Origin of the sequence: Paeniglutamicibacter selenitireducens (assembly GCF_051550675.1) — a bacterium.
Taxonomy (GTDB): Bacteria; Actinomycetota; Actinomycetes; order Actinomycetales; family Micrococcaceae; genus Paeniglutamicibacter.
Genome location: NZ_JBPULF010000002.1, coordinates 250,346 through 270,858 on the forward strand (window position 1 = coordinate 250,346; position 20,513 = coordinate 270,858).

A 20,513-nucleotide genomic window follows, 5' to 3' on the forward strand; every position below is an offset into this window, starting at 1 on the left:
GTGGAGGCGTTCTTCGCGGTTCTCCAGGGGCTTCCCATGACCATCGGACTGACGCTTTCCGCGTTTGCGATAGGCGTGACCGGCGCCGTCCCCGTGGCGCTCGGGCTGTCCTCGACCAACATGCCGCTGCGGCTGGCCTCCCGGTTCTTCGTCGACCTCGTCCGCGGGGTCCCGATCATCGTGTGGCTGTTCCTGCTCAAGTTCGGGATTCAGATCGGCACCTTCAAGTTCAACCCGGTGGGTGCGGCAATCGTTGGCCTGGGCGTCGTATCGATCGCCTACCTCGCCGAGATCTACCGCGGGGGGCTGCAGGCCGTCCCGCGCGGGCAGCTCGAGGCCAGCCACGCCCTGGGCCTGGCCCGTCGGACCTCGTTCTACGGCGTGGTGGCCCCGCAGGCCTTCCGCATCGTCTCCCCCTCCATCGCCACCTACTTCACCGGCCTGCTCAAGGACTCCTCGATCGCCTCGACGATCATCGTCATGGAAATGGTGTTCTTCTCCCAGGCCTTCGCCCGCCAGCACCCCACCGTCGAGGGGATCCTTCCCTACCTCTTCGTCGGCCTGCTGTACATCGCGCTGAGCATCCCGGTCGCATACCTGTCCCGGCGCCTCGATTCCCGCATGAGGAAGGCTGTCTACGCATGACATGGCTCGCAGAATGGGTGGGCTACCTCCCCCAGATGATGGGCGGCCTCGGTGTCAGCCTCTCGATCGCCGCGGTTTCGATAGCCTTCGGGTACCCGCTGGGGCTCGGACTCAGCATCATGGTGACCGCCAGGAACCTGGCTGTCCGCGCCGTCGGCCTCGCCGTCGTCGAAATCGGCCGAGGGGCCCCCGCCCTGGTCATCCTCTACCTCTTCTACTACGGGCTGCCGAAGTTCGGCATCGCCTTCGAAAGCATCACGGCCGCCTGCCTGGCACTCATCTGGAACTCCGCAGCCTACTCGAGTGAAATCATGCGGGCCGGGCTCCAGTCCGTGGCCCGCGGCCAGCTCGAGGCATCCAGCGCCCTGGGCCTCTCGCGCAGCGCCACCTTCCTGCGCATCGTCATGCCCCAGGGCATGAAGTCGGCGATCCCCGGGCTCATGGGTGTCGGCATCCAGATGTTCCAGGGCACGTCGCTGGCCTACGTCATCGCCGTCCCGGAATTGATGAAGACGGCCTACGACATTGGCAGCCAGGACTTCAACTACCTGCAGATCTTCACCCTCGCGGGCCTCTGCTACGCCGCCGTCTCGATGCCTGCCACCTGGATCACCGTCCACTTCGAGAAGCGCCTTGCCCGCAACGCCTGAGAATCCCGTTCCCTTGACCCACGCACCATCCACACACCACCAGGAGAAACCATGAACATCCACCGTTCCAAGAGTGCCGGTGCACTCGTGCTCGTAGCCGTCGCCCTCGGTTTCGGCCTCTCGGCCTGCAGCGCCCCCTCGGAAGCCGGGGTCGCCTCCTCGTGCACCCCCAAGCACGAGGGCATCCAGACGGTGTCCCCGGGCAAGCTCACGATCGGCGTCATCGACATCCCGCCGTTCAGCAGCTACAACGGCGGGACGCCCAACGGCATCGACATCGCGATCGCCAGCAAGATCGCCAAGGACGAGTGCCTCGAACCGGTCTACCAGCCGGCCACCTACGCGGACGCCATCCAGTCCATCTCCGGCAGCAACATCGACCTGGCCGTCGGCACCATCGACGCAACCGAGAAGCGGCTCAAGGCAGTCGACTTCTCAGCCTCCACCTACCTCGACGGCATGGGCATCGCCTCCAAGACCGGAGCCACGACGATCGCCGACCTCGAGAAGATGAACAAGGTCGGCACGATCGGCGGCTACCTCTGGGTCGAGGACCTCCAGGAAATCCTGGGCGACAAGCTCGTCACCTACCCGAGCAGCGTCGAGCTCAAGGCCGACTTCGATGCGGGCCGACTCGACGCCGACATCGATGCCTACGGCGTCCAGGTCGTCCAGTTCAAGGACGTGGAGGGAGTGAAGATCGCCCTGGCCAACGACAACCCGGATCCGCGTGTCGGCGCCATCAACCAGGCCCCCGAGGCGGCGTTCCCGATCACCAAGGGCAACACCAGCCTCAAGCAGGCGCTCGACGCCGGAATCGCCACCCAACGCGAGGACGGCACCATCACCAAGCTGCTCACCGACGCGGGCCTCGCCGAGGGCCTGGGCAAGGTTGCCGCCGAGCAGTACGTGGTCCCCGCGAGCTGACCCGCGGCCCGGGTTTTCCCTACCATCAAGCTCCCGCGGCCCGTCAGGCAACTGGCGGCCCGCGGGGGCTTCTGCGTTTCACGGTGTTTCCCCGACGAACCGCAGACGCCACACCGTTACTGGCCCTCCGCCTGCGGCCTTCAAAGACAAATGCTGCATCACCATGCGCCCCGGTGACACCTGTCAGACCCGAGTCGGCGAAGGCCTTCTCCGGCGACACCCCGAGGGCAAGCAAGTCATCTTTCTGTCCGGAGGAGCCTTGACCGTTAGTGGATACGCGTGCGCAGCCGACCAGAATTTACGACAAGTGGATGAGTGCTGCGCATTGGGGGGCGCGCCACCGGTCAGTTCACCGAACACCCCATACGGGACTGTCGACGACCCACGCTCGCAACGACGCATGTCAGAGGCATGTGAGTCCGGTGGAAGGACCGTCTTACGCGACGGGCCAAAACGATATTCCGGACATACGTCTTCTGCGTCGGTAAAGCTGTGGCCAGCGAGCCAGGTACGCCGCTGTCGCTCCGCTTATGGATGGCGCAGCACGACGCAGTACAGATGACTTCGATTACTCGCTGCGGTCGTCCTCGGAAGAATGGCAGGAGGAATTGGCCGCTCCGCCGTCCAGGACCCGTCGTACATTTCTGCTTCGGCAATGGTCGCAGCTGATACGGCAGGTCCAAAGACGACGCGCTTCCCTTCATGCTGCAGGAGCAGCGGCCATTTGTTTGACTACTGTCAAACAAGGGAATACTGTTTGACTCATGTCCAATAGTGGCCACGGCCCCCGTCTATCACCCACGCAACGGCGAGAACACATTATTGATGTGGCCGCCCTTCATCTCGCACACGGTAGTTACGAAGCCTTGTCGGTCCAGGAGGTGGCGGTCGCTGCCGGCGTGACTAGGGCTCTGGTCCACCACTACTTTGGCGGCAAAGACGCCTTGTTCCAGGCCGTCGTCCAGCGGGAAATTGAACGCCTTCTTGAAGCCACCTCGCCAGACCCGAGGCTTTCAGCCGAGGAACAACTGAACCAAGCGTTGGGTGCCTACATTGATTTCTTTGCCGCAAGCACCGGGGAGCTGCGCCGGTTTTTCACAACTGCCCCGTCCGCCCACGCGAACCAGGGACCGATGGCCGATGCGCACAAAATCCAGGTAGATCGAATTGCTGCGGCATTGGAAATTCCAGACTCGCCGCGCAATCGGATCGCTATCGCCGCGTGGCTCATGTTCGTAGTCGAAGCCGCCAAGGAATCATCGTTCAATCCGGAGATTGAACGATCTGAGGTCCTTGGAATGTGCCGCGCCGCACTCATGGCCGCCGTCACCTAAGGGCCGCAAGCAACCGGACACTCGAGTAATACACATCTAAGGAAACCTCATGAAAATAGTAATCCTCGGCGCAACGGGAAATGTTGGCCAGGCCACCGTTAATGCCGCACTAGACACCGGCCACACCGTAACCGCCTATGTACGACGCCCGGAAGCTGTCCCCGCCGTTCCAGGGCTCACTGCCATCGGCGGATCGCTGGAAGACCTGCCCGGCATGGTTGAGGCCTTTTCCGGCGCTGATGCCATCATCCATGCCGCCGGAGCAGCGACAGACAGATTCGCGCAGCTGACACTGCCAATCATCACCACCGCAGCACGCCAGGCAAATGTGGAGCGCTTCGTACTTGTGTCGGGCTTCGGTGTAGGAGACTCCAAAAACAAGGCTTCCTGGTTCGCTCGGCTCATCTACCGCACCATGGTGAAGAAGCTATTCACCGACAAAGCCATCGCTGAAGCCGCAGTACTGCCTTCATTGAATCTGAACTGGACTGCGGTCTACCCGGTGAACTTGAAGTCCGGCGCTAAGTCACCAACCACGATCAAGGACTTGGAGGACGTTGCCAAAGTTCCCGGCCTGCCCACGCTTGCATATGCCAGCATTGGTGCCGCACTTGTCGAAATTGCCGCCAACAATTCACTGGACAAGAAGCGGATCCTGGTCTCAACAGATAGGGGCTGGCGCGGAATCTAGGTGTGGCCAGCGAACTCCACACACATCGGGGCGGTGTCAGCGAATCCTGACACCGCCCCGTTGATGCTCCGGCATTTCATTCAACACGTGGGTAGTCAAAGATCGGACAACACTAGCAGCGAGCTTGACAAAAGGAGGCCGCACAATGCCATTTCGGCCACCCAGCCAAACCTCCATCAATTCCCGAAGGGGCATCTCGGATCATTCTCGATGTCATGCTTGGGTTTGCCCCGGGGTTAGTTGACTCCCAAGCAAAGCCGGGGGCGGTCCCTTTGCCCCGACAATAAAGACTGAGCATTCCTGTTCGTCACCATCGATGTACTGTCCCATATACCGTTCCTCATCTGCGGGTGCGGTATTCAGCAGCGCACAAATGAAGGGCGTTCGGTAGGCTGGAGCTGTACTGGATTTCTCGTGAAAGGCACCTCCTTGGCTTCGCCAAAGACGACCCGTGCCCAGCGCAAGGCGGGTGCGGAACTGCGGGAGGCTCGGCGAACGGCCGAACGGCTTCGCCGGCAACGTGCCTCGTATCGCAAGCGCCACAAACCAGGAATCTTCGAACGAATGCTGGGTGTCGTCCATTCATGGCCTGTGGCTGTTCGGGGGTCCCTCCTTGCGATCTTTGCCGTTTTGGGAATCGTTTTGTTCTCGGTGGGTAGCGCAGTTGAGGAACAGCAATACGAAGCGGACAAGATGCTGGTTCAAACCGTCGAAGCCCAAGACGCGCTCTGGGTGGAAAGCCCCTGGTGGAAGAGCGGCAAGAGCAACACCATCTACGTTGAAGTTGCAGGTCAGCGCGTGGCACTCGACCGCAACCCTCCGATGTTTTCGGATCAGCACGTGGGAGACATTGTTAGGGTTGTCGTTGACCCGCAGGACGAATCGCGCGTTGTGGCCGCGAACTTTGACGATACCTCCGTGCCGGTTGAACCCATCGACCACATCTTTGTCTTTGTTTGGGCGGTCTGTGTGTTCCTGGTGTTGCTCGCCGGGGCCTACCTCGTTGTTCTGTTCTTCCTGTACCCGGAGTTGAGGGCGCTGGTTCGTAAGTTGCGTGGGTCAAGGATTGCGAAGGGCAGAGGCGAAGCAAATTCAGCTTGATTGCCGATAGGTAGAGGGCAGCACGTCTTAGATCAACAAGCCTTGCCCAATCCGTCGAGCCGCAGTTCTATGGCGGCGCTCAACCTGCAATGTCCCACAGAGCGTTCACGTGGGAAACGGCGGGCAGTGCAAACCTTGGCGTTTGGCGATGCAGCACTTCGCACCAAAAGCCACAGGCCATGTGGCCGGCGAGAGCCCCTGACAGCCCATGCACTACTACTTGGAACCCGCGGCGTGCATCATGAATGCATGACTGCCCTTGAAGAACATCCTCAGCATGCCACGGCGCCGCTCGTCGTCGCCATGGTGTTGGTTGCGATCATCGGGCTGCCGCTCGGACTTTTCGGGTCAATTTTCGGGCCGTACTACGCGCTGGTGCTGGGTGCGGCCCTGGCAATAGTCGGAATGCTCGGATCACTGCGCGGTGGCCGATGGAGCCGGGTCCTTCTGGTGTTCGGCATCGCGGTCGTCGCCGGCACGGCGATCTACATCCTGCTTGGCCTGCTCGTCCCGGAGGGCGCGGGCAGTGGTTCAGGCAGCGCCTGTGCCTCTGGCGGGTCCTGCGAGTAGCTGGCAGGCATCGGATTCATGGCCGGGATCGTGGGCCTTGAAGATCGGGAGCCGAGAAGGGAAGCCTGACTGGGCCAGGTTTTTGTCCGCCGCACCCGCGGTGTAAATGCAGCCATAACCATACGGCTTGCGGAACGGTGTGCACCGGGAGCCATCGCTTTTGGGGTTGCGACATTCAGCGTTGAAAACCACACCCGTGGCCGCCCGTGGCCAGGCGCACACGCACAAGGGGCCCGGCCCGCGGAAAGAAGATCCACGGACCGGGCCCCTGCACCAAAAGCCGTTTGCTACCCCAGCGGGCCGCCGGCAGAGGCGACCATCGACACCAGCCGCGGGAACACGGTCGGGGCCGAGATCCCGTCATGCTCGAACTCGTTGGTGACCCAGGCCTGCAGGTTCCCGACCCGCGCCGCGGTGTCCAGCGACAGCTGCGCATCCACGTACATGTCGTCGTGGTAGACGACCGCTGCGACCGGAACCTGGTTCTCCGCCAGCTTCCGCGCATCGTAGAGCGGGCCCCAGTCGTCCCGGCGAGCCATCTCGTGCACCGCTGCGGCGAAGGGCCGCAGCAGCCGGATCTCCTCGAACATCCACGGGAACATCATTTCGCCGGTCATCAGCAGCGGGCGTGCGGACTCGGAGAACTCCGGGTGCAGCTCAATCTCCTGCTGCGCGGCCCACGCCGTGGCACCGCTGGCGCCGTCGGCGAAGATGCTCTCCTGCATGACCGCGAACAACGGGTTCTCCGCATAGCTGCTGCGCCCCAGCACCTGGGCCAGGAAGGTGTCCGTCGGCTCGCCCGATTCGTCAAGCGCCTCGTCGATGAGCCACGCCATCCGCTCGAACCCCGGCTTCATGCCGTAGTCGATGCCCAGCGACTGGAATCGGCGCACCGTCAGCACGTCGCCGTCGGGCAGCAGCACGTCGCCGGCCGCGAGCCGGTCGGCGATCCTGGCCATGGTGTCCACGTGGTGGCCGTAGCGCGCGTAGAACTCCCGGTTCTTCTCCCGGGTGCGCCGGTAGGTCCGGCGGTAGACCTCAGAGGCGTCGGGCACCAGCGCCGGCAGGCCGCCGGCGATGTAGCAGGCGTCAAGGGCCTCGGGCGCCTGGCTGAGGTAGGTCAGCGTGAGGAACCCGCCATAGCTCTGCCCCAGCGTCGACCACTTTCGTCCGCCGAAAGCGGTCTTGCGCAGGAATTCGGCGTCGGCAACTATCGAGTCGGCACGGAATTGGCCCAGGTACCGGGCGCCGGCCTCCGCGCTGTCGAAGCGTTCCATGGTGGCAGCGGTGATCCGGCTGCTGCGCCCGGTGCCGCGCTGGTCGAGCAGGAGCACGCGGTGGGTCTTGAGCGCCTCGCCGATCCAGCCTGACGTGTCCACCGGGCGCGGGCCCTTGCCGCCCGGGCCGCCCTGCAGGAACAGCAGCACCGGCAGGTCTTCGCCGGCCTTGTCCGCCGAGCACAGCTCGCGGGCGAACACCTGAAGGGTCCGTTCGTCGGGCCGGGCCCAGTCCAACGGAACCGTGACCACGTGGTCGCGGATCCTCATGCCGGCTGCCGTGTAGTCCGCGGTGATCACAGTGCGATTCTCCCCATGTTGTGCTGTCTACGGATTTCCCATGCGGGATTGATGACGGGAACCGCCTTCAGCAGCGCCCGGGTGTATTCTTCCACGGGGTTCCCGAAGACCTGCTCCGTGGTGCCCTGCTCCACGATCCGGCCCTTGTTCATGACGGCCACGTCGTCGGCGATTTGCCGCACCACCGCCAGGTCGTGGGCGATGAAGAGGTAGGAGTAGCCCGATTCCCGCTGCAGGTCGCGCAACAGATTGATGACCTGCGCCTGGACGGAGACGTCAAGGGCGGAAACAGCCTCGTCGCAGATCACCAGCTTGGGTTCCACCGCGAGGGCGCGGGCGATGCCGATGCGCTGGGCCTGCCCGCCGGAGAACTGGTGGGGGTAGCGGGTGCTGTGGTCGGGGTTCAGCCCGACCCGCTCCAGCAGCGACTTGACCAGCTGCCGGCGGTCCACGCCCTTGATCCCCTGGTAGTCAAGCGGCGCGGTGATGATGCGTTCCACGGTGTGCTTGGGGTTCAGCGAGGAGAACGGGTCCTGGAAGACGACCTGCACGTTGGCCCGGAAGCGGCGCAGCACCGCGTCTCCGGCCCGGGTCACGTCCTGCCCCTCGAAGTGCATCGACCCGGAGGTGGCCTCCAGCAGCTTGGCGACCATGCGCGCCGTCGTCGACTTGCCCGAGCCCGATTCGCCGACAAGCGCCGTGGTCCTCCCGGCGTGCAGGGACAGCGAGACGTCGTCGACCGCGCGGAAGGTCTCGGTCCCGGCAAAGGCGCCGCCCGTGCCGACCTGGAACTCGCGCACCAGGTTCCGCGCCTCAAGCAACGGTTCGCTCACTGTTCGTTCCATGGTGGTGCTCATGCCTCCTTCACCAGTCCTGCCTCCACTTTCCTCATGGCCCGGATCGGGTCGTCGATCCGCGGGATGGCATCGAGCAGGGCCTGCGTGTAGGGGTCCTGCGGGTTGGAGAACACCTCTTCGGTGCTCCCGCTTTCCACGACGCGGCCCTTGTTCATCACCAGCACCCGCTGGGAGACCTGCGAGACGACGGCCAGGTCGTGGGTGATGAACACCATCCCGGTGCCCGATTCCGCCTGCAGCGCGGACATCAGCTCCAGGATCTGCGCCTGCACGGTGACATCCAGCGCCGTGGTCGGCTCGTCGGCGATCAGCAGGTCCGGCTCGCAGCACATGGCCATCGCGATCATGATGCGCTGGCGCATGCCGCCGGAGAACTGGTGCGGGTAGTTCCCCGCCCGGCGGCGGGGGTCCGCGATCCCGACCCGGCCCATGGCATCGACGGCCACGGCCAGGGCCGCGCGCCTGGAGCCGCCGCGGTGCGCCCTGTACGCCTCGGCGATCTGCAGGCCGACGGTGTAGTAGGGATTCAGCGAGGAAAGCGGGTCCTGGAAGACCATGGCCATGCGGTCCCCGCGCAGCCTGCGCAGCTGCCGTTCAGGGCTGCCCAGGATCTCCCGGCCCTGCAGCCTGATGCTGCCGGTGCTCGAGGCCCGCGGCGGCAGCAGCCCCATGATGGCGAGGCTCGTCATGGATTTGCCGGAACCCGACTCCCCCACGATCCCTACCGTCTGGTTCGCTTCCACGCTCAGGCTGATCCCGTGAAGCACCGTGGTGCCTCCGGCGCGCGAGCCGAAGGACACCGTGAGGTCCTCGACGTCCAGCAGCGGGGCGGCGCCCGCCGGTTCGGTGTGTCTCATGCTGTCTTCGTCCTCACGCGCGGATCCAGTGTTGTGTACAGGACGTCGACGACGATGTTGGCGACGACGACGAACAGCGCCGCCATCAACGTCACGCCCATGATGACCGGCTGGTCGTTCTTGGCAATCGCATCCGAGGTCAGCTTGCCCACGCCGTTGAGCCCGAAGACCGTCTCGGTGATCAGCGCCCCGCCGAGCAACCCGGCGAAGTCCATGCCGAAGAGCGTCACGATCGGCGTCAGCGAGGGGCGCAGGGCGTGCCGGCCCAGCACCAGCCCCGGGGCGATTCCCTTGGCGCGGGCGGTCCTCATGAAGTTCTCCCCCAGCGTGTCGAGCATGTTCGCCCGGGTGAGCCGCGCATACATGGAGGCGTACCCGAAGGCCAGCACCGTCCATGGCATCAGGTAGGACTTGAACCAGAACAGCGGGTCCTCGCCGAAGGCGGGTGTGGAGGGGAAAGGCAGGATCTGCAGTTCGACCACCAGCACGTACTGCAGCACCAGCGCGATGAAGTAGTTGGGCAGGCTGATGCCGCTCAACGCGACCATCATGGCGGCCTTGTCCCACCAGGTTCCCTGCTTCACCGCACTGAGCACCCCGGCACTGACGCCGATGAGCAGCCAGAGGACAGCGGCGCCCACCGCGATGGTGATGGAGACGGGCATGCGCTCGCCGATCATTTCCAGCACCGGCTGGTTGGTCTGGAAGCTGAAGCCCAGGCAGGGGGCGGCGCATTCGACGGCGTTCGCCCCGCTGCCGTAGGTGCGGCCCATGAAGATGCCGCCCAGGAAGGTCAGGAACTGCGTCGCGAACGGCTGGTCGACGCCGAGGGTCGCCCGGATCTGGTCGATTCGTTCGGGGGTGCAAGTCTTGCCGCAGATCATCACGGCCGGGTCCGGGGACAGCGCAAAGAAGATCCAGTAGGTCATCAGGGCCACCAGGAGCAGCACGCCGGCGGCCGCCAGCAGCCGACGGGTCAGGTACGTGGTCATTTGTGGGTTTCCCCCGTATCGATGGCACGGCTGAGGTGGTCCCCGAAGACGGTGAATGACAGGACCGTCAGGAAGAGGAACAAGCCGGGGACGAAGAAGAACATCGGGTCCGTGGCGTACCACGGCACGGCCGTGGCGATCATCTGGCCCCAGGACGGGGTCGGCGGCACCACACCGACGCCCAGGAAGGACAGCGCTGCCTCGGTGCCGATGTACCCCGGGATGGCGATGGTCACAAGGACGATGATGGTCCCCGTGAGGTTGGGCAGGATCTCCCTGAACACGATGGCCCGCTTGCTCGCGCCGGAGGCCTGCGCGGCCTCGACGAATTCACGCCTGGCCAGGGACATGGTCTGCCCGCGGATGACCCGCGCGGTGTAGGGCCAGCCGAAGAGGCACAGGACCGTGACAAGCAGGACCGGCCGGTTGCCGGCAGGCAACGCGGAAAGCAGTGCGATCATGAAGATCAGCGAGGGGAAGGCCATCAGGAAGTCCATGACCCGCGAGATGGCCTGGTCGACCCAGCCGCCGAAGAACCCGGCGAGCATGCCGAGCACCACGCCGAGGACCGTGGTGATGGCCGCCCCGGCGAAGGCAATCGAGAGCGAGACGCGGGCACCGTAGAGGATGCGGGCGAAGATGTCGCGGCCGCTTTGCGGTTCGACGCCGAACCAGTGCTCCGCGCTGATGCCGCCCCACGGGGCAACGGGCAGGCCACCCAGATCCGGGTTGACGGCCGTGTCGTCGTACGCGAGCGGGTCCCAGCCGCTCCACGCCGTCAGCAGGGGTGCGGCGATCGCCACGAGCACGATCAGGATGATGAAGGCTGCGCTGAGCACAGCGGCGGGTGAAGCGAGCATGGCAGAAGTGACGCGCCGGAGCGCGGAGGACCGACCCGGTGACGGGGCCGGTCCTCCGCGCTGCTCGGGCGCCGCTTCACCGGGCTCGGCCAGCAGGCCGGCGGGAAGCATTGACATGGTGGAACCTTTACTTGCCCGGGTCGATCAGGCTGAGCGTGACGAGGTCGGCGCCCGCGTTGAACCCGACAACGCCGGGATCGACGTTGCTGCCGTGCAACTGGACGTTGTTTTCGTAGACCAGCGGCACCATGGGCGCCGCTGATTCCATGATCTGCTTGTCCAGTTCGCCGTAGGCCTTGTTGGCCGCTGCGACATCGGTCATGGCGGCGATCTCGTCCATGCGCTTGTTGATCGCCGGGTCATCGAGCTGCGCGTGGTTGGAGTTGCCCTTGGGCAGGATGTTCCGGCCGTCAAGGATCGGCGGCAGGAAAGTCTGTCCCGAGGCCCAGTCCGGGCACCAGCCGGTGATGGCCAGGTCGTGCTGCTGGCTGGTGGTGCCGATGACCTCGTAGAAGGTTGCCGTGTCGATGACGTTGAGGTTGACCTTGATTCCGGCCTGGGCCAGCGACTGCTGCAGGGCCTCGGAGTAGGCCTGGGTCTTTGGGTTGGTCCGGGTGTCGAGGGTCAGTTCGATGCCGTCCGGGTAGCCGGCCTCCGCCAACATGGACTTGGCCTTTGCCGCATCCCCCTTGTTCTCCGGGGTCGGGTAGGCGTTGTAGTCCTGCCAGCCCAGGAGCGTCGGCGGCATGATGGTGTTGGACACCTTGGCCAGCTGGGAGCCGCCACCGGCGGTCTGCAGGCTGGACTTGTCGATCGCGACGTTGATCGCCTGGCGCACCAACAGGTCATCGAGCGGCTTCTTGGTGGTGTTCATGGTCATGTAGATGGTGCAGACCGGTTCGGCGCGGACGGCACGGTCCTTGACGCTCGGGTCGACCAGCCGGGAAACGTTGGCCGGCTGGATCGCCCCGCTCTGGTAGGCGTTCTTGTCGTCCCCCTGGCCGGCAAGCAGTCGCTCATCGATGGTTGCCATGTCGAGCCCGAACAGGAATTCAAAGGCGTCGGGCTTGGCCGGACGGATGGTGTCGGTTTTCGCGTCCCACTTCTCGTTGCGCGAGAGCTTCATGTCGCCGCCGCGGGTGTAGGAATCGACCTTGTAGGGGCCTGAGGCGATGGGCTTGTCGTCGAAGGCACCGCCGGCGCCGGTGCCCACGGGGAACGGCGCGAAGTTGTTCTGTCCGACCACGGAACCGAAGTCGGCGAAGGGCTTGTTGAGGTGGAAGACGACGGTCTTGGCATCGGGCGTTTCGATGGCCTTGAAGTCCTTGCCCTTGTCGATGTACGGGCCCTGGTAGCCGGAGCCGTCATCCAGCAGCTGCTTGGCCCACGGCGAGCCGATGCCGATCTCCGGGTCGAAGACCCGGGAAACACCGAACTTGACCTCGGCGCTGGTGATCGGTGTGCCGTCCTCGAAGAAGATGCCGTCCTTGAGCGTGAACGTCCAGGTCTTGCCGCCGTCCGACGGGGTTCCCAGGTCGGTGGCAAGGTCCGGCTTCATTTCCCCGGCCTTGCCTTCCTCGGTCGAGTTGGTGGTCAGCGTGCGGTAGATCAGGCGGTAGAAGTTGGTGACGCCACCGTCGAAGCCCATCGCGGGGTCGAGGTGCGAGTAGTCGGGGCCGATGATCCTGACGGTGCCTCCGGAGGTTCCCTCCGCGCCGGAGCCTGGTGCGGGCGCGGGTGTGTTTCCGCTGCCGCCGCCGCAAGCGCTCAACAGCAGTGCCGAGGCCAGGGCAAGGCCCAGGACGAGTTTCTTGCTTTTCATGCGTTTCCTCCATGGTTGGGCAAGTTGGGGCAGCGTCGATGCCACAACGAACCGGTCATTGATGGTGCTGGATGTGAAGCGGGCTTCCCGGGAACTGAATCCCAGATTCGTGGGCCGCACGCCTGCGGCCCACCCATCACACGGCACCGCAAGAGCGGTGCGTCCACGGCCTGCCGGGCACGGCTCGCCGCGGGCCCGAGGCAGGGCAATACACAAGGTCGGATGCGGCCGCGGCGCCTGTGCAGGTTTCCGGCGCCGCGTCATTGCGGATGCCGGTGGCAGGCCCTGCGCGATGCCGCATCCACGCCAAAAACCATGTGTCATGTGATATTGCATAGAAGCCTAGGCGCTGGATCGACGTGACGCAAGTAACAATTCGGCGACGCCCGAGCTCCAAGCGGGGCATTGACACTCAACCATCAGTGCAATGTAATATTGCATAGATGGCGTTGTGACCATGGTCGCCGGGACCGGCGTCGCAGCACCCGGAGCCTTGGGCGACGGCGGTTTCCGCCCCATCCGCTCCACCCCGTTCCCCGGCAAACGCGCCGCGAACACGGCCACCCGAACGAGCACGCATGAGAACGGATTCGACACGATGACGGCAGCACCCATCCAGATCAGCAGCATCGACTACCACACCGGCGGCGAGCCTTTCCGGATCGTCACCGACGGCTACGGCGAGCTGGCCGGCGGGACCGTCGCGGAGCGTCGGGTCTCGGCACAGAACAGCTCGATGGCCGAAAAAGTCCGCCAGCTGCTGGTCCAGGAACCTCGCGGCCACACCGACATGTACGGGTGCTTCATCACCGAGCCGGACGACCCGGCCGCAAGCTTCGGCGCGGTCTTCTGGCACAAGGACGGGTACTCGACGGCATGCGGGCACGGCACCATGGCACTGGGTGTCTGGGCCGTCGAGGAGGGGATCGTGGATTCCGACCCCAACGGCACCACCGTCGTCGTGATCGACGTGCCCTCGGGCCGCGTCGCAGCACACGTCGAGTCCAGTGACGGCATCGTCCGGGGCGTCACCTTCGAGAACGTCCCTTCCTACCTTGTGGCACAGGACCTCAAGGTCGAGGTCGACGGCCGCAGGTACACCGTCGATCTGGCCTACGGCGGGGCCATCTATGCCTGCCTCGACGTGGCCCAGCTGGACCTGGCGATCACCAAGGAGAACTACTCCGAACTGCGTGCGATCGGCCGCGCCGTCAAATGGGCCTGCAACGACCTGCCCGAAGCCCAGCACCCCGACGCGCGACAGAGCGGCGTCTACGGAACGATCCTGTTCCAGAAGCTCAAGGACCTCCCGACGGGCCCGCACCAGGTCAACATGACGGTCTTCGCCGACGGCGAGGTCGACCGCTCCCCCTGCGGCTCCGGCACCTCGGCACGACTGGCCTGCCTGGCCGCCACCGGCGAACTCAAGGACAATTCCCTGAAACACGACTCGATCGTGGGCTCCACCTTCATCGGCATGGTTCGCCCGCACGGCGTGTCCGGATCGGGGTTCCCCGCCGTCATCCCGGTGGTCACCGGCATGGCCCACCGGACGGGGCGCCACCAGTTTGACCTCAACCCGGACGATGAACTGGGAACCGGCTTCACCCTGTTCTAGACCCGCAGGACTCCCGCCGGCGGCGCCGGCCCCCGGACCCGCTTACACGAAATGGAGACATTCCGATGATCGGATACGGACTGCACGAACTGTCCCGGCAATTCGATGCGCTGGCCTTCGAACCGCCGGCACCGGCCGGCAACCCGGCGGCCCGCCGGTCGTTGCCCCACCCGGGCATCGATCCCCTCACCACCAAGAACGACCTGGCCACCGCGTTCTCGGAGCTCCACGACCGGGCCCGCCGGTCCATCGAGGCATGCGAGGGGACGCACCACGCACCCGGTGCCGCGGACATCGGGCGGGCCAGGCGGGACGCGCTGGAACGCGGCATCGACTACCGGGTGGTCTACGACCCCCCGGCACTCAAGCTCGGGCCACACGCCCCCGCGCTGCCTCCGTCCTGCGCACGCGTCTCGTCGAGCATTCCAGCCCGCATGGTCATCCGCGACGGGGAGGAGGCGCTCATATTCAGCGCCGACCACTCGAGCGAGGTCCAAGGCGTCCTGATCCGCAGCCCCTGGATCGCCGCCCTGCTCAAGGACACGTTCGAGGTCGTCTGGGGATCCGCATTCCCCTTGCCCGCCGAACGCGTGGCAGCCCCCGACCTGCCGGACACCGAGGAGCGGGAGATCCTGCGTTTGCTGGCAACAGGCCTCACCGACGAGTCGATAGCGCGATTCCTGGGCGTCAGCCTGCGGACGGTCCAGCGCAAGGTCCAGGCCATCCAAAGAAGCTTCGGGGCCACGAGCCGCTTCCAGCTCGGGGTCATGAGCGCGGCGTAGGCTGGCAGGCACGAGCCGGGAATTCTTCAGCCACAAGGGGATCCACATGCCAGGAAAGACCATAGTCATCACCGGGGCCAGCGACGGCATCGGTGCCGCAGCCGCACGGCAACTCACGGAACACGGCCACCGGGTAGTGGTCGTCGGGCGGAACCCGGGAAAGACCGCCGCCGTCGCAGCGCCGCTGGGCGCGGAGTTCCACGTCACCGACTTCGCGGACCTCTCCCAGGTACGTGCCCTCGCCTCCGAGCTCCTTGCGACGCATCGGCGCATCGACGTCCTGGCCAACAACGCCGGCGGTATCTTCTCCCCGGTTCGGGAAACGACGGACGACGGCTTCGAGCTCACCTTTCAGGTCAACTACCTTGCACCGTTCCTGCTGACCCGGCTCCTGCTGGACAGGCTGCTCGAATCGCGGGCGAGCGTCCTCAACACCTCAAGCGTGGCAAACCGCCTGTACGCAAGGCTCGACATGCACGACCTCAACGCCGAACGCTTCTACAGCGCCAACCGCGCCTATGGGAACGCCAAGCTGGCCCAGATCCTCTTCACCCGGGAACTGCAGAAGCGCCACGGCGCACAGGGCCTTTCCGCCGCGGCATTCCACCCCGGAGTGGTCGCCACGGGCTTTTCGAGCGCCCCGGGCTCCTCCATGGAAGCCGTCTACGGCAACAAACTGCTTTCCCGGTTCCTGGCCACACCCGCGAAGGGCGCGGACACCCTGGTCTGGCTGGCCCACGGAACGGCCCGCGCCGACTGGCCCGCGGGCGAGTACTTCACGCGCCGCAAGGTCGCGCGCGCCAACCGGCAGGCCACGGACCCCGCGCTTGCGGCCTCCCTCTGGGACCGCAGCGAGGAACTGCTCGGCGCGGACTGAGAGTGCATGCACACGCGGAGGTCCATGCGGTTGGGACTATGCCCCGGCGCCCGGAGCTCCCGCGATGTTGACCATCCAGTCGATCCCGAACTTGTCGGTGAGCATCCCGAACCAGTCGCCCCACGGTGCCTGCGACAGCGGCTCGCCGATGGCCGCACCCTCGGACAGCTTTTCCCAGTAGCCCTGCAGTTCCTGCTTGTCCTCGCCGCTCAGCGTGATCGAGATGGAGGTGCCGCCCTTCCACTCCATGGATTCCGGGGTGTCCGCCGCCATGATGTTCAGGCCATTCAAGCCGCGCAGGTGGCCGTGCATGATTTTCGCGTCGTCGGCCGGGTTGTCGGTCTTGGCGAATTCGAAGTCGGCAAAGGGGCGCAGGTCCAGTTCACCGCCGAACACCGACTGGTAGAACTCCAGCGCCGCCCGGGCGTCCCCGCGGAAGCTGATGTAGGGGTTGAGGATCGTGGCCATGTTGTTCTCCTGACGCGTTGAAGTGGGGCAAGAAGTGGAACAAGTTGCCATTCTGCCGTGTGTGCCGGGCCTCGCGGAAGAGCCGGCGGCAATGTTTGCCCAGGGTTCACCGCAGTGCGCTCTGTCACACGGACGCCAATTTGGTTGACATACAGCAACCAATAATTTTATAGTTGACTCAAATCAACCATTCATGGCTCTTTTGAGGACCCTCCGTGTCAAAAACCCCCACGCTTCACCCCGGCGAACCGGCGCAGATGTCGCACCGCCAGGTCATGCAGTCCCTGACCGGGCTGCTGATGGGCATGTTCGTGTCCATCCTCGCCGGCACCGTCGTCGCCAGCTCGCTTCCGATCATCGTTTCCGACCTCGGCGGCAGCCAGACCTCCTACACCTGGGTCGTCACCGCGACCCTGCTTGCGACAACCATTTCGACCCCGATCTGGGGCAAGCTTGCCGACCTCGTCGACCGCAAGCTCCTGCTGCAACTCTCGCTCGCGATCTTCGTGATCGCCTCGGCAATCGCCGGCTTCTCGCAGGACACCAACATGCTCATCACCATGCGTGTGCTCCAGGGCCTGGGCGGCGGCGGCATGGCCGCGCTGAGCCAAGTCGTCATGGCGGACATCATTTCCCCGCGCGAACGCGGCAAGTACATGGGCCTCTTCGGCGCCATCATGGCCGTGGGCACCGTGGCAGGGCCGCTGATCGGCGGCTTCATCACCGACACCATCAACTGGCGCTGGAACTTCTTCGTCGCCCTGCCGATCGCCGTGGTGGCCATCTGGCTGATCCAGCGCACCCTGCACCTGCCCGAGCTTGCCAAGCGCAAGGTCAAGATCGACTACCTCGGCATCGTCCTGCTGTCGGCGGGCGTTTCCCTGCTGCTCATCTGGGTTTCGATGGCCGGAACCAACTTCGAGTGGGCCTCCCCCACCACCGCATGGATGGTCGGCGGCGCGGTCCTCGCGCTGATCGCCTTCGTGGTCGTTGAACTGCGCGCCTCCGAGCCGCTGATCAACCTCGACCTTTTCAAGAACGCCACGTTCACGCTGGCCGTCATCGCCTCCCTCTCGGTCGGCGTGACGATGTTCGGCACCTCCGTTTTCCTTTCGCAGTACATGATCATGGCCCGCGGCGCCACGGCCACCAGCGCCGGGCTGATGACCCTGCCCATGATGGCCGGCGTCCTGGTCATCTCCACCATCGCCGGCGCGATGATCTCGCGCTTCGGCAAGTGGAAGGCCTTCGTGGTCGCCGGTTCGGTCATGCAGACCGTGGGCCTTTTCGCCCTGGGAACCATCCACTACGACACGAACTTCCTGGTGCTCTCCGGCTACATGTTCCTGCTGGGCTCCGGCGTCGGCATGGTCATGCAGAACATGGTGCTGGTGGTGCAGAACGCCGTTCCGCAGAAGGAACTCGGCGTGGCCAGCTCGGCCGTGACGTTCTTCCGCTCGCTCGGCGGCACCGTCGGCGTTGCAGCGCTCGGCTCGATCCTGGCCCTGCGGATCCCCGAGATGCTCGCCGAACGCAAGGACGAGATGGCCGCCGCACTGGCCCACCTGGGCGCCGCAGGCAAGGACGTCGGCCAGGCGCTGGCCTCGGGCACCATGCCCGCCATGAACCAGCTGCCAGAGTCGATCCGCCAGATCATCGAATCCGTCTACGGCGATGCCGTGGCCCACGTCTTCGCCATTGCCGCGCCGTTGGGCTTCCTGACCATCCTCGCCGTGGCGTTCCTGCCGAACCTGCCGCTGAGCCGGATGACCCGCACCGAACGCAGCAAGGTCGAGGAGGCCGAGGCAACCGCCGGCGCCGAAGCCGGGGAACAGCCCGCAGGTGCCGACGCAGCCGAGGCCATCGCGACGGATTCCACCGCCGATGCGGCCAAGGCCGAGTCGGCTCCCGGGCGCTGACATGGATAGCCAGTCTTCCTCCTGTCTCCCGGCGGTTCCCTCCCAAGAACCGCCGGGCTCGGATCCGGATTCCGTTGGCCTGATCCACGAGGTTGAAAAGGAATTCTCGACCCTGGTGATCAGGGCCCGCACGGCAATACGCAAGCGGGCGCTGTCCATCCACCCGGACTTGCAGCCGCTGGGCTTCAAGGTCCTCTCGATCCTGGTCCGGGAGCATTCCCGACACCAGGTCGGGCTGGCCGAGGAGCTGGAGGTCGACAAGGCGACCATGAGCCGGACCATCAAACAACTGGAGTGCCAGGGCCTTGTCGAAAGGGTCTCCGACCCTGCCGATGGCCGGGCCATGCTGGTCAGCATCACCGAGCCCGCGCGGAGTCGTTTCTCCGCCTCGGGTTCGCGGTCCCGTTCGATGCTTCGCGAACGCCTCGCCACCTGGGACCCGGAGGAAATCAAGCTTTTCTCCGAGCTGCTCTCGCGGCTCAACGTCAGCGACGTGCTGCGGCAGGAAGACTGACCCGGCACAGGACCGCGCGCCCGGCCCCGCATTCGCTCCCCTTCGGGGAACCGGGTGCGGGGCCATCGTCGTCCACCGGTTTTCCTCCGGCTGACCGCGGGAAACGCACTATCATTGACTACATGGAACCCCCCAGCCCCGAGCGGACCCCCGACGCCGAGCGAACCGCCGACCAGCAGGTGCTGGAACCGCTGATGCAAGAGGTCGAGAAGCAGTTTTCGATCATGGCAGTCAAGGCCCGCACCGCGATCCGGAAGCGCGCCCTGGAGATCCACCCGGACCTGCAGCCGCTGGGCTACCGCGTGCTCTCGATCCTGGTCAGGGAGGAAGCCCAGCAGCAAATCGTGCTGGCCTCGGAGCTGCACGTTGACAAGGCAACCATGAGCCGGACCATCAAGCAGTTGCAGGCCCAGGGGCTGGTGACACGGGAACCCGACCCAAGCGACGGGCGCGCCATGCTGGTCAGCGTCACCGAAACCGCCCGCGAATCATGGGTCGCCTCCGGGGCACGGGCCCGGGACCTCATGCGCGAACGGCTGTCCACCTGGGACCCCGAGGAAATCGAGCGCTTCGCCGACCTGCTCGCCCGCCTGAATTCCAACGACGCCAACGCCTGATCCACACCTGCCGGACACCCCGGTCCCAGCACAGGAGGACCCATGACCCAGTACCCCGACCCGATGCGCGGCCAGCAGCTCGCCCAGACCTCGATGATCCTGGGCATCCTCTCCATTTTCGTCCCCCTGGTCGGCATCGTCCTGGGCATCATCGCCATCAACAAGGCCAACGAGGCGGAACAGCTCAACGCCGACGCCACCGTCGGCAGGGTAACGGGCTGGGTCGGGACCATCCTGTGGATCCTCTCCGTGATCCCGCTCCTGCTGCTGATCCCCTTCATTTTCATCGCCGCCTTCTAGGCCGGCCCGGCCGCCGGGCGGCCGCAGCGAGGGGCCCGCACGGTGAACATGTGACCTTTTCGTTAGGGTACACACCCGCGGTTTTCCCCAGTTCGTGGTCAAACCCCGGTACGCTCGAGAGCCGGGGACACCGTTCCCGGAAACCAATCACTTGTGCCAGATTCTTTCGCATGGAGGAAATATGACCCAGCCAGCAGACAACACCCCGCAGTACAACGGTGCAAACCCGTACCAGGGTGCACCCGCCTACACCCAGAACAGCCCGGAGCAGCTGCGCGGCTCCCAGCTCGCCCAGACCTCGATGATCCTGGGCATCCTCTCGCTCTTCGTCGTCGGCATCATCCTCGGCCCGATCGCGATCTCGAAGGCCAAGCAGGCCGAACAGCTCAACGTGGCGGCCACCGTTGGCAAGGTGACGGGCTGGATCGGCACGATCCTGTCCCTGCTCTCCATCGTCGGGTTCATCATCCTCATGGTCGTCGCAACCACCACCGCTGCAGGCGCCGCGAGCTTCTCGTAACCCCCTGCTGCATCG

The 20,513-nt window shown here is 65.2% G+C and carries 22 protein-coding genes; 15 read left to right on the plus strand and 7 right to left on the minus strand.

Annotated features, from left to right (window positions below):
* From ACSYDW_RS04600 to ACSYDW_RS04630, 7 genes are all read left to right on the plus strand, one after another.
* A complete protein-coding gene (locus ACSYDW_RS04600) occupies nt 1-645 on the plus strand; it encodes an amino acid ABC transporter permease (RefSeq protein ID WP_438337530.1) in 645 nt (214 codons plus the stop codon).
* Nucleotides 642-1,295, plus strand: a complete 654-nt coding sequence (locus tag ACSYDW_RS04605) for an amino acid ABC transporter permease (RefSeq protein ID WP_438337531.1) — start codon at nt 642-644, stop codon at nt 1,293-1,295. The genes ACSYDW_RS04600 and ACSYDW_RS04605 overlap by 4 nt, the downstream gene beginning before the upstream one ends.
* A gap of 51 nt (nt 1,296-1,346) precedes the next feature.
* Complete coding sequence (locus tag ACSYDW_RS04610; RefSeq protein WP_438337532.1) at nt 1,347-2,222, plus strand: substrate-binding periplasmic protein; 876 nt, start codon at nt 1,347-1,349, stop codon at nt 2,220-2,222.
* 764 nt (nt 2,223-2,986) lie between these two features.
* Nucleotides 2,987-3,556: a TetR/AcrR family transcriptional regulator gene (locus ACSYDW_RS04615; protein WP_438337533.1), complete on the plus strand. Its 570-nt coding sequence runs from the start codon at nt 2,987-2,989 to the stop codon at nt 3,554-3,556.
* A gap of 49 nt (nt 3,557-3,605) precedes the next feature.
* Nucleotides 3,606-4,247, plus strand: a complete 642-nt coding sequence (locus ACSYDW_RS04620; RefSeq protein ID WP_438337534.1) for an NAD(P)-dependent oxidoreductase — start codon at nt 3,606-3,608, stop codon at nt 4,245-4,247.
* Nucleotides 4,248-4,661: 414 nt separating this feature from the next.
* Complete coding sequence (locus ACSYDW_RS04625) at nt 4,662-5,348, plus strand: hypothetical protein (protein WP_438337535.1); 687 nt, start codon at nt 4,662-4,664, stop codon at nt 5,346-5,348.
* 249 nt (nt 5,349-5,597) lie between these two features.
* Nucleotides 5,598-5,918, plus strand: coding sequence for a hypothetical protein (locus tag ACSYDW_RS04630; RefSeq protein ID WP_438337536.1), 321 nt, complete (start codon nt 5,598-5,600; stop codon nt 5,916-5,918).
* 287 nt (nt 5,919-6,205) lie between these two features.
* Here the strand turns inward: ACSYDW_RS04630 and ACSYDW_RS04635 are convergent, their stop codons facing one another.
* The 6 genes from ACSYDW_RS04635 to ACSYDW_RS04660 are packed head-to-tail and all read right to left on the minus strand — an operon-like array spanning nt 6,206 to nt 12,883.
* Complete coding sequence (locus ACSYDW_RS04635) at nt 6,206-7,495, minus strand: alpha/beta fold hydrolase (protein WP_438337537.1); 1,290 nt, start codon at nt 7,493-7,495, stop codon at nt 6,206-6,208.
* Nucleotides 7,492-8,352 carry an ABC transporter ATP-binding protein gene (locus tag ACSYDW_RS04640; protein ID WP_438337538.1) on the minus strand — a complete coding sequence of 287 codons (861 nt, stop codon included), beginning with the start codon at nt 8,350-8,352 and terminating at the stop codon, nt 7,492-7,494. Before ACSYDW_RS04640 ends, ACSYDW_RS04635 begins: the two co-directional genes overlap by 4 nt.
* Nucleotides 8,349-9,209 carry an ABC transporter ATP-binding protein gene (locus ACSYDW_RS04645; protein ID WP_438337539.1) on the minus strand — a complete coding sequence of 287 codons (861 nt, stop codon included), beginning with the start codon at nt 9,207-9,209 and terminating at the stop codon, nt 8,349-8,351. The genes ACSYDW_RS04640 and ACSYDW_RS04645 overlap by 4 nt, the downstream gene beginning before the upstream one ends.
* Nucleotides 9,206-10,201, minus strand: a complete 996-nt coding sequence (locus ACSYDW_RS04650) for an ABC transporter permease (protein ID WP_438337540.1) — start codon at nt 10,199-10,201, stop codon at nt 9,206-9,208. Before ACSYDW_RS04650 ends, ACSYDW_RS04645 begins: the two co-directional genes overlap by 4 nt.
* On the minus strand, nt 10,198-11,178 hold the full coding sequence (locus tag ACSYDW_RS04655; RefSeq protein ID WP_438337541.1) for an ABC transporter permease: 981 nt from the start codon (nt 11,176-11,178) through the stop codon (nt 10,198-10,200). The genes ACSYDW_RS04650 and ACSYDW_RS04655 overlap by 4 nt, the downstream gene beginning before the upstream one ends.
* Nucleotides 11,179-11,188: 10 nt before the next feature.
* On the minus strand, nt 11,189-12,883 hold the full coding sequence (locus ACSYDW_RS04660; RefSeq protein WP_438337542.1) for an ABC transporter substrate-binding protein: 1,695 nt from the start codon (nt 12,881-12,883) through the stop codon (nt 11,189-11,191).
* Between the two features lie 457 nt (nt 12,884-13,340).
* Between ACSYDW_RS04660 and ACSYDW_RS04665 the strand changes: the two genes are divergently transcribed.
* The 3 genes from ACSYDW_RS04665 to ACSYDW_RS04675 all read left to right on the plus strand — a co-directional run bounded on the left by ACSYDW_RS04665 (nt 13,341) and on the right by ACSYDW_RS04675 (nt 16,160).
* On the plus strand, nt 13,341-14,501 hold the full coding sequence (locus ACSYDW_RS04665) for a proline racemase family protein (RefSeq protein WP_438337943.1): 1,161 nt from the start codon (nt 13,341-13,343) through the stop codon (nt 14,499-14,501).
* A 65-nt stretch (nt 14,502-14,566) separates the two neighbouring features.
* Entirely contained in the window at nt 14,567-15,283 is a 717-nt protein-coding gene (locus ACSYDW_RS04670; protein ID WP_438337543.1) for a helix-turn-helix transcriptional regulator, read from the plus strand.
* A gap of 46 nt (nt 15,284-15,329) precedes the next feature.
* Nucleotides 15,330-16,160: an SDR family NAD(P)-dependent oxidoreductase gene (locus ACSYDW_RS04675; RefSeq protein ID WP_438337544.1), complete on the plus strand. Its 831-nt coding sequence runs from the start codon at nt 15,330-15,332 to the stop codon at nt 16,158-16,160.
* A 36-nt stretch (nt 16,161-16,196) separates the two neighbouring features.
* Here the strand turns inward: ACSYDW_RS04675 and ACSYDW_RS04680 are convergent, their stop codons facing one another.
* Nucleotides 16,197-16,628: a VOC family protein gene (locus tag ACSYDW_RS04680; RefSeq protein WP_438337545.1), complete on the minus strand. Its 432-nt coding sequence runs from the start codon at nt 16,626-16,628 to the stop codon at nt 16,197-16,199.
* 257 nt (nt 16,629-16,885) lie between these two features.
* On the opposite strand from ACSYDW_RS04680, the gene ACSYDW_RS04685 reads away from it, so the two are divergent.
* The 5 genes from ACSYDW_RS04685 to ACSYDW_RS04705 all read left to right on the plus strand — a co-directional run bounded on the left by ACSYDW_RS04685 (nt 16,886) and on the right by ACSYDW_RS04705 (nt 20,498).
* Complete coding sequence (locus tag ACSYDW_RS04685) at nt 16,886-18,547, plus strand: MDR family MFS transporter (protein WP_438337944.1); 1,662 nt, start codon at nt 16,886-16,888, stop codon at nt 18,545-18,547.
* Nucleotide 18,548: 1 nt separating this feature from the next.
* The gene (locus ACSYDW_RS04690; RefSeq protein ID WP_438337546.1) at nt 18,549-19,061 is read left to right on the plus strand and encodes a MarR family winged helix-turn-helix transcriptional regulator; all 513 of its coding nucleotides are present in this window, start codon (nt 18,549-18,551) and stop codon (nt 19,059-19,061) included.
* A 122-nt stretch (nt 19,062-19,183) separates the two neighbouring features.
* Entirely contained in the window at nt 19,184-19,678 is a 495-nt protein-coding gene (locus ACSYDW_RS04695; RefSeq protein ID WP_438337547.1) for a MarR family winged helix-turn-helix transcriptional regulator, read from the plus strand.
* Between the two features lie 42 nt (nt 19,679-19,720).
* Nucleotides 19,721-19,978, plus strand: a complete 258-nt coding sequence (locus ACSYDW_RS04700; RefSeq protein ID WP_438337548.1) for a DUF4190 domain-containing protein — start codon at nt 19,721-19,723, stop codon at nt 19,976-19,978.
* Between the two features lie 181 nt (nt 19,979-20,159).
* Entirely contained in the window at nt 20,160-20,498 is a 339-nt protein-coding gene (locus ACSYDW_RS04705) for a hypothetical protein (RefSeq protein ID WP_438337549.1), read from the plus strand.
* Nucleotides 20,499-20,513 lie beyond the last annotated feature (15 nt).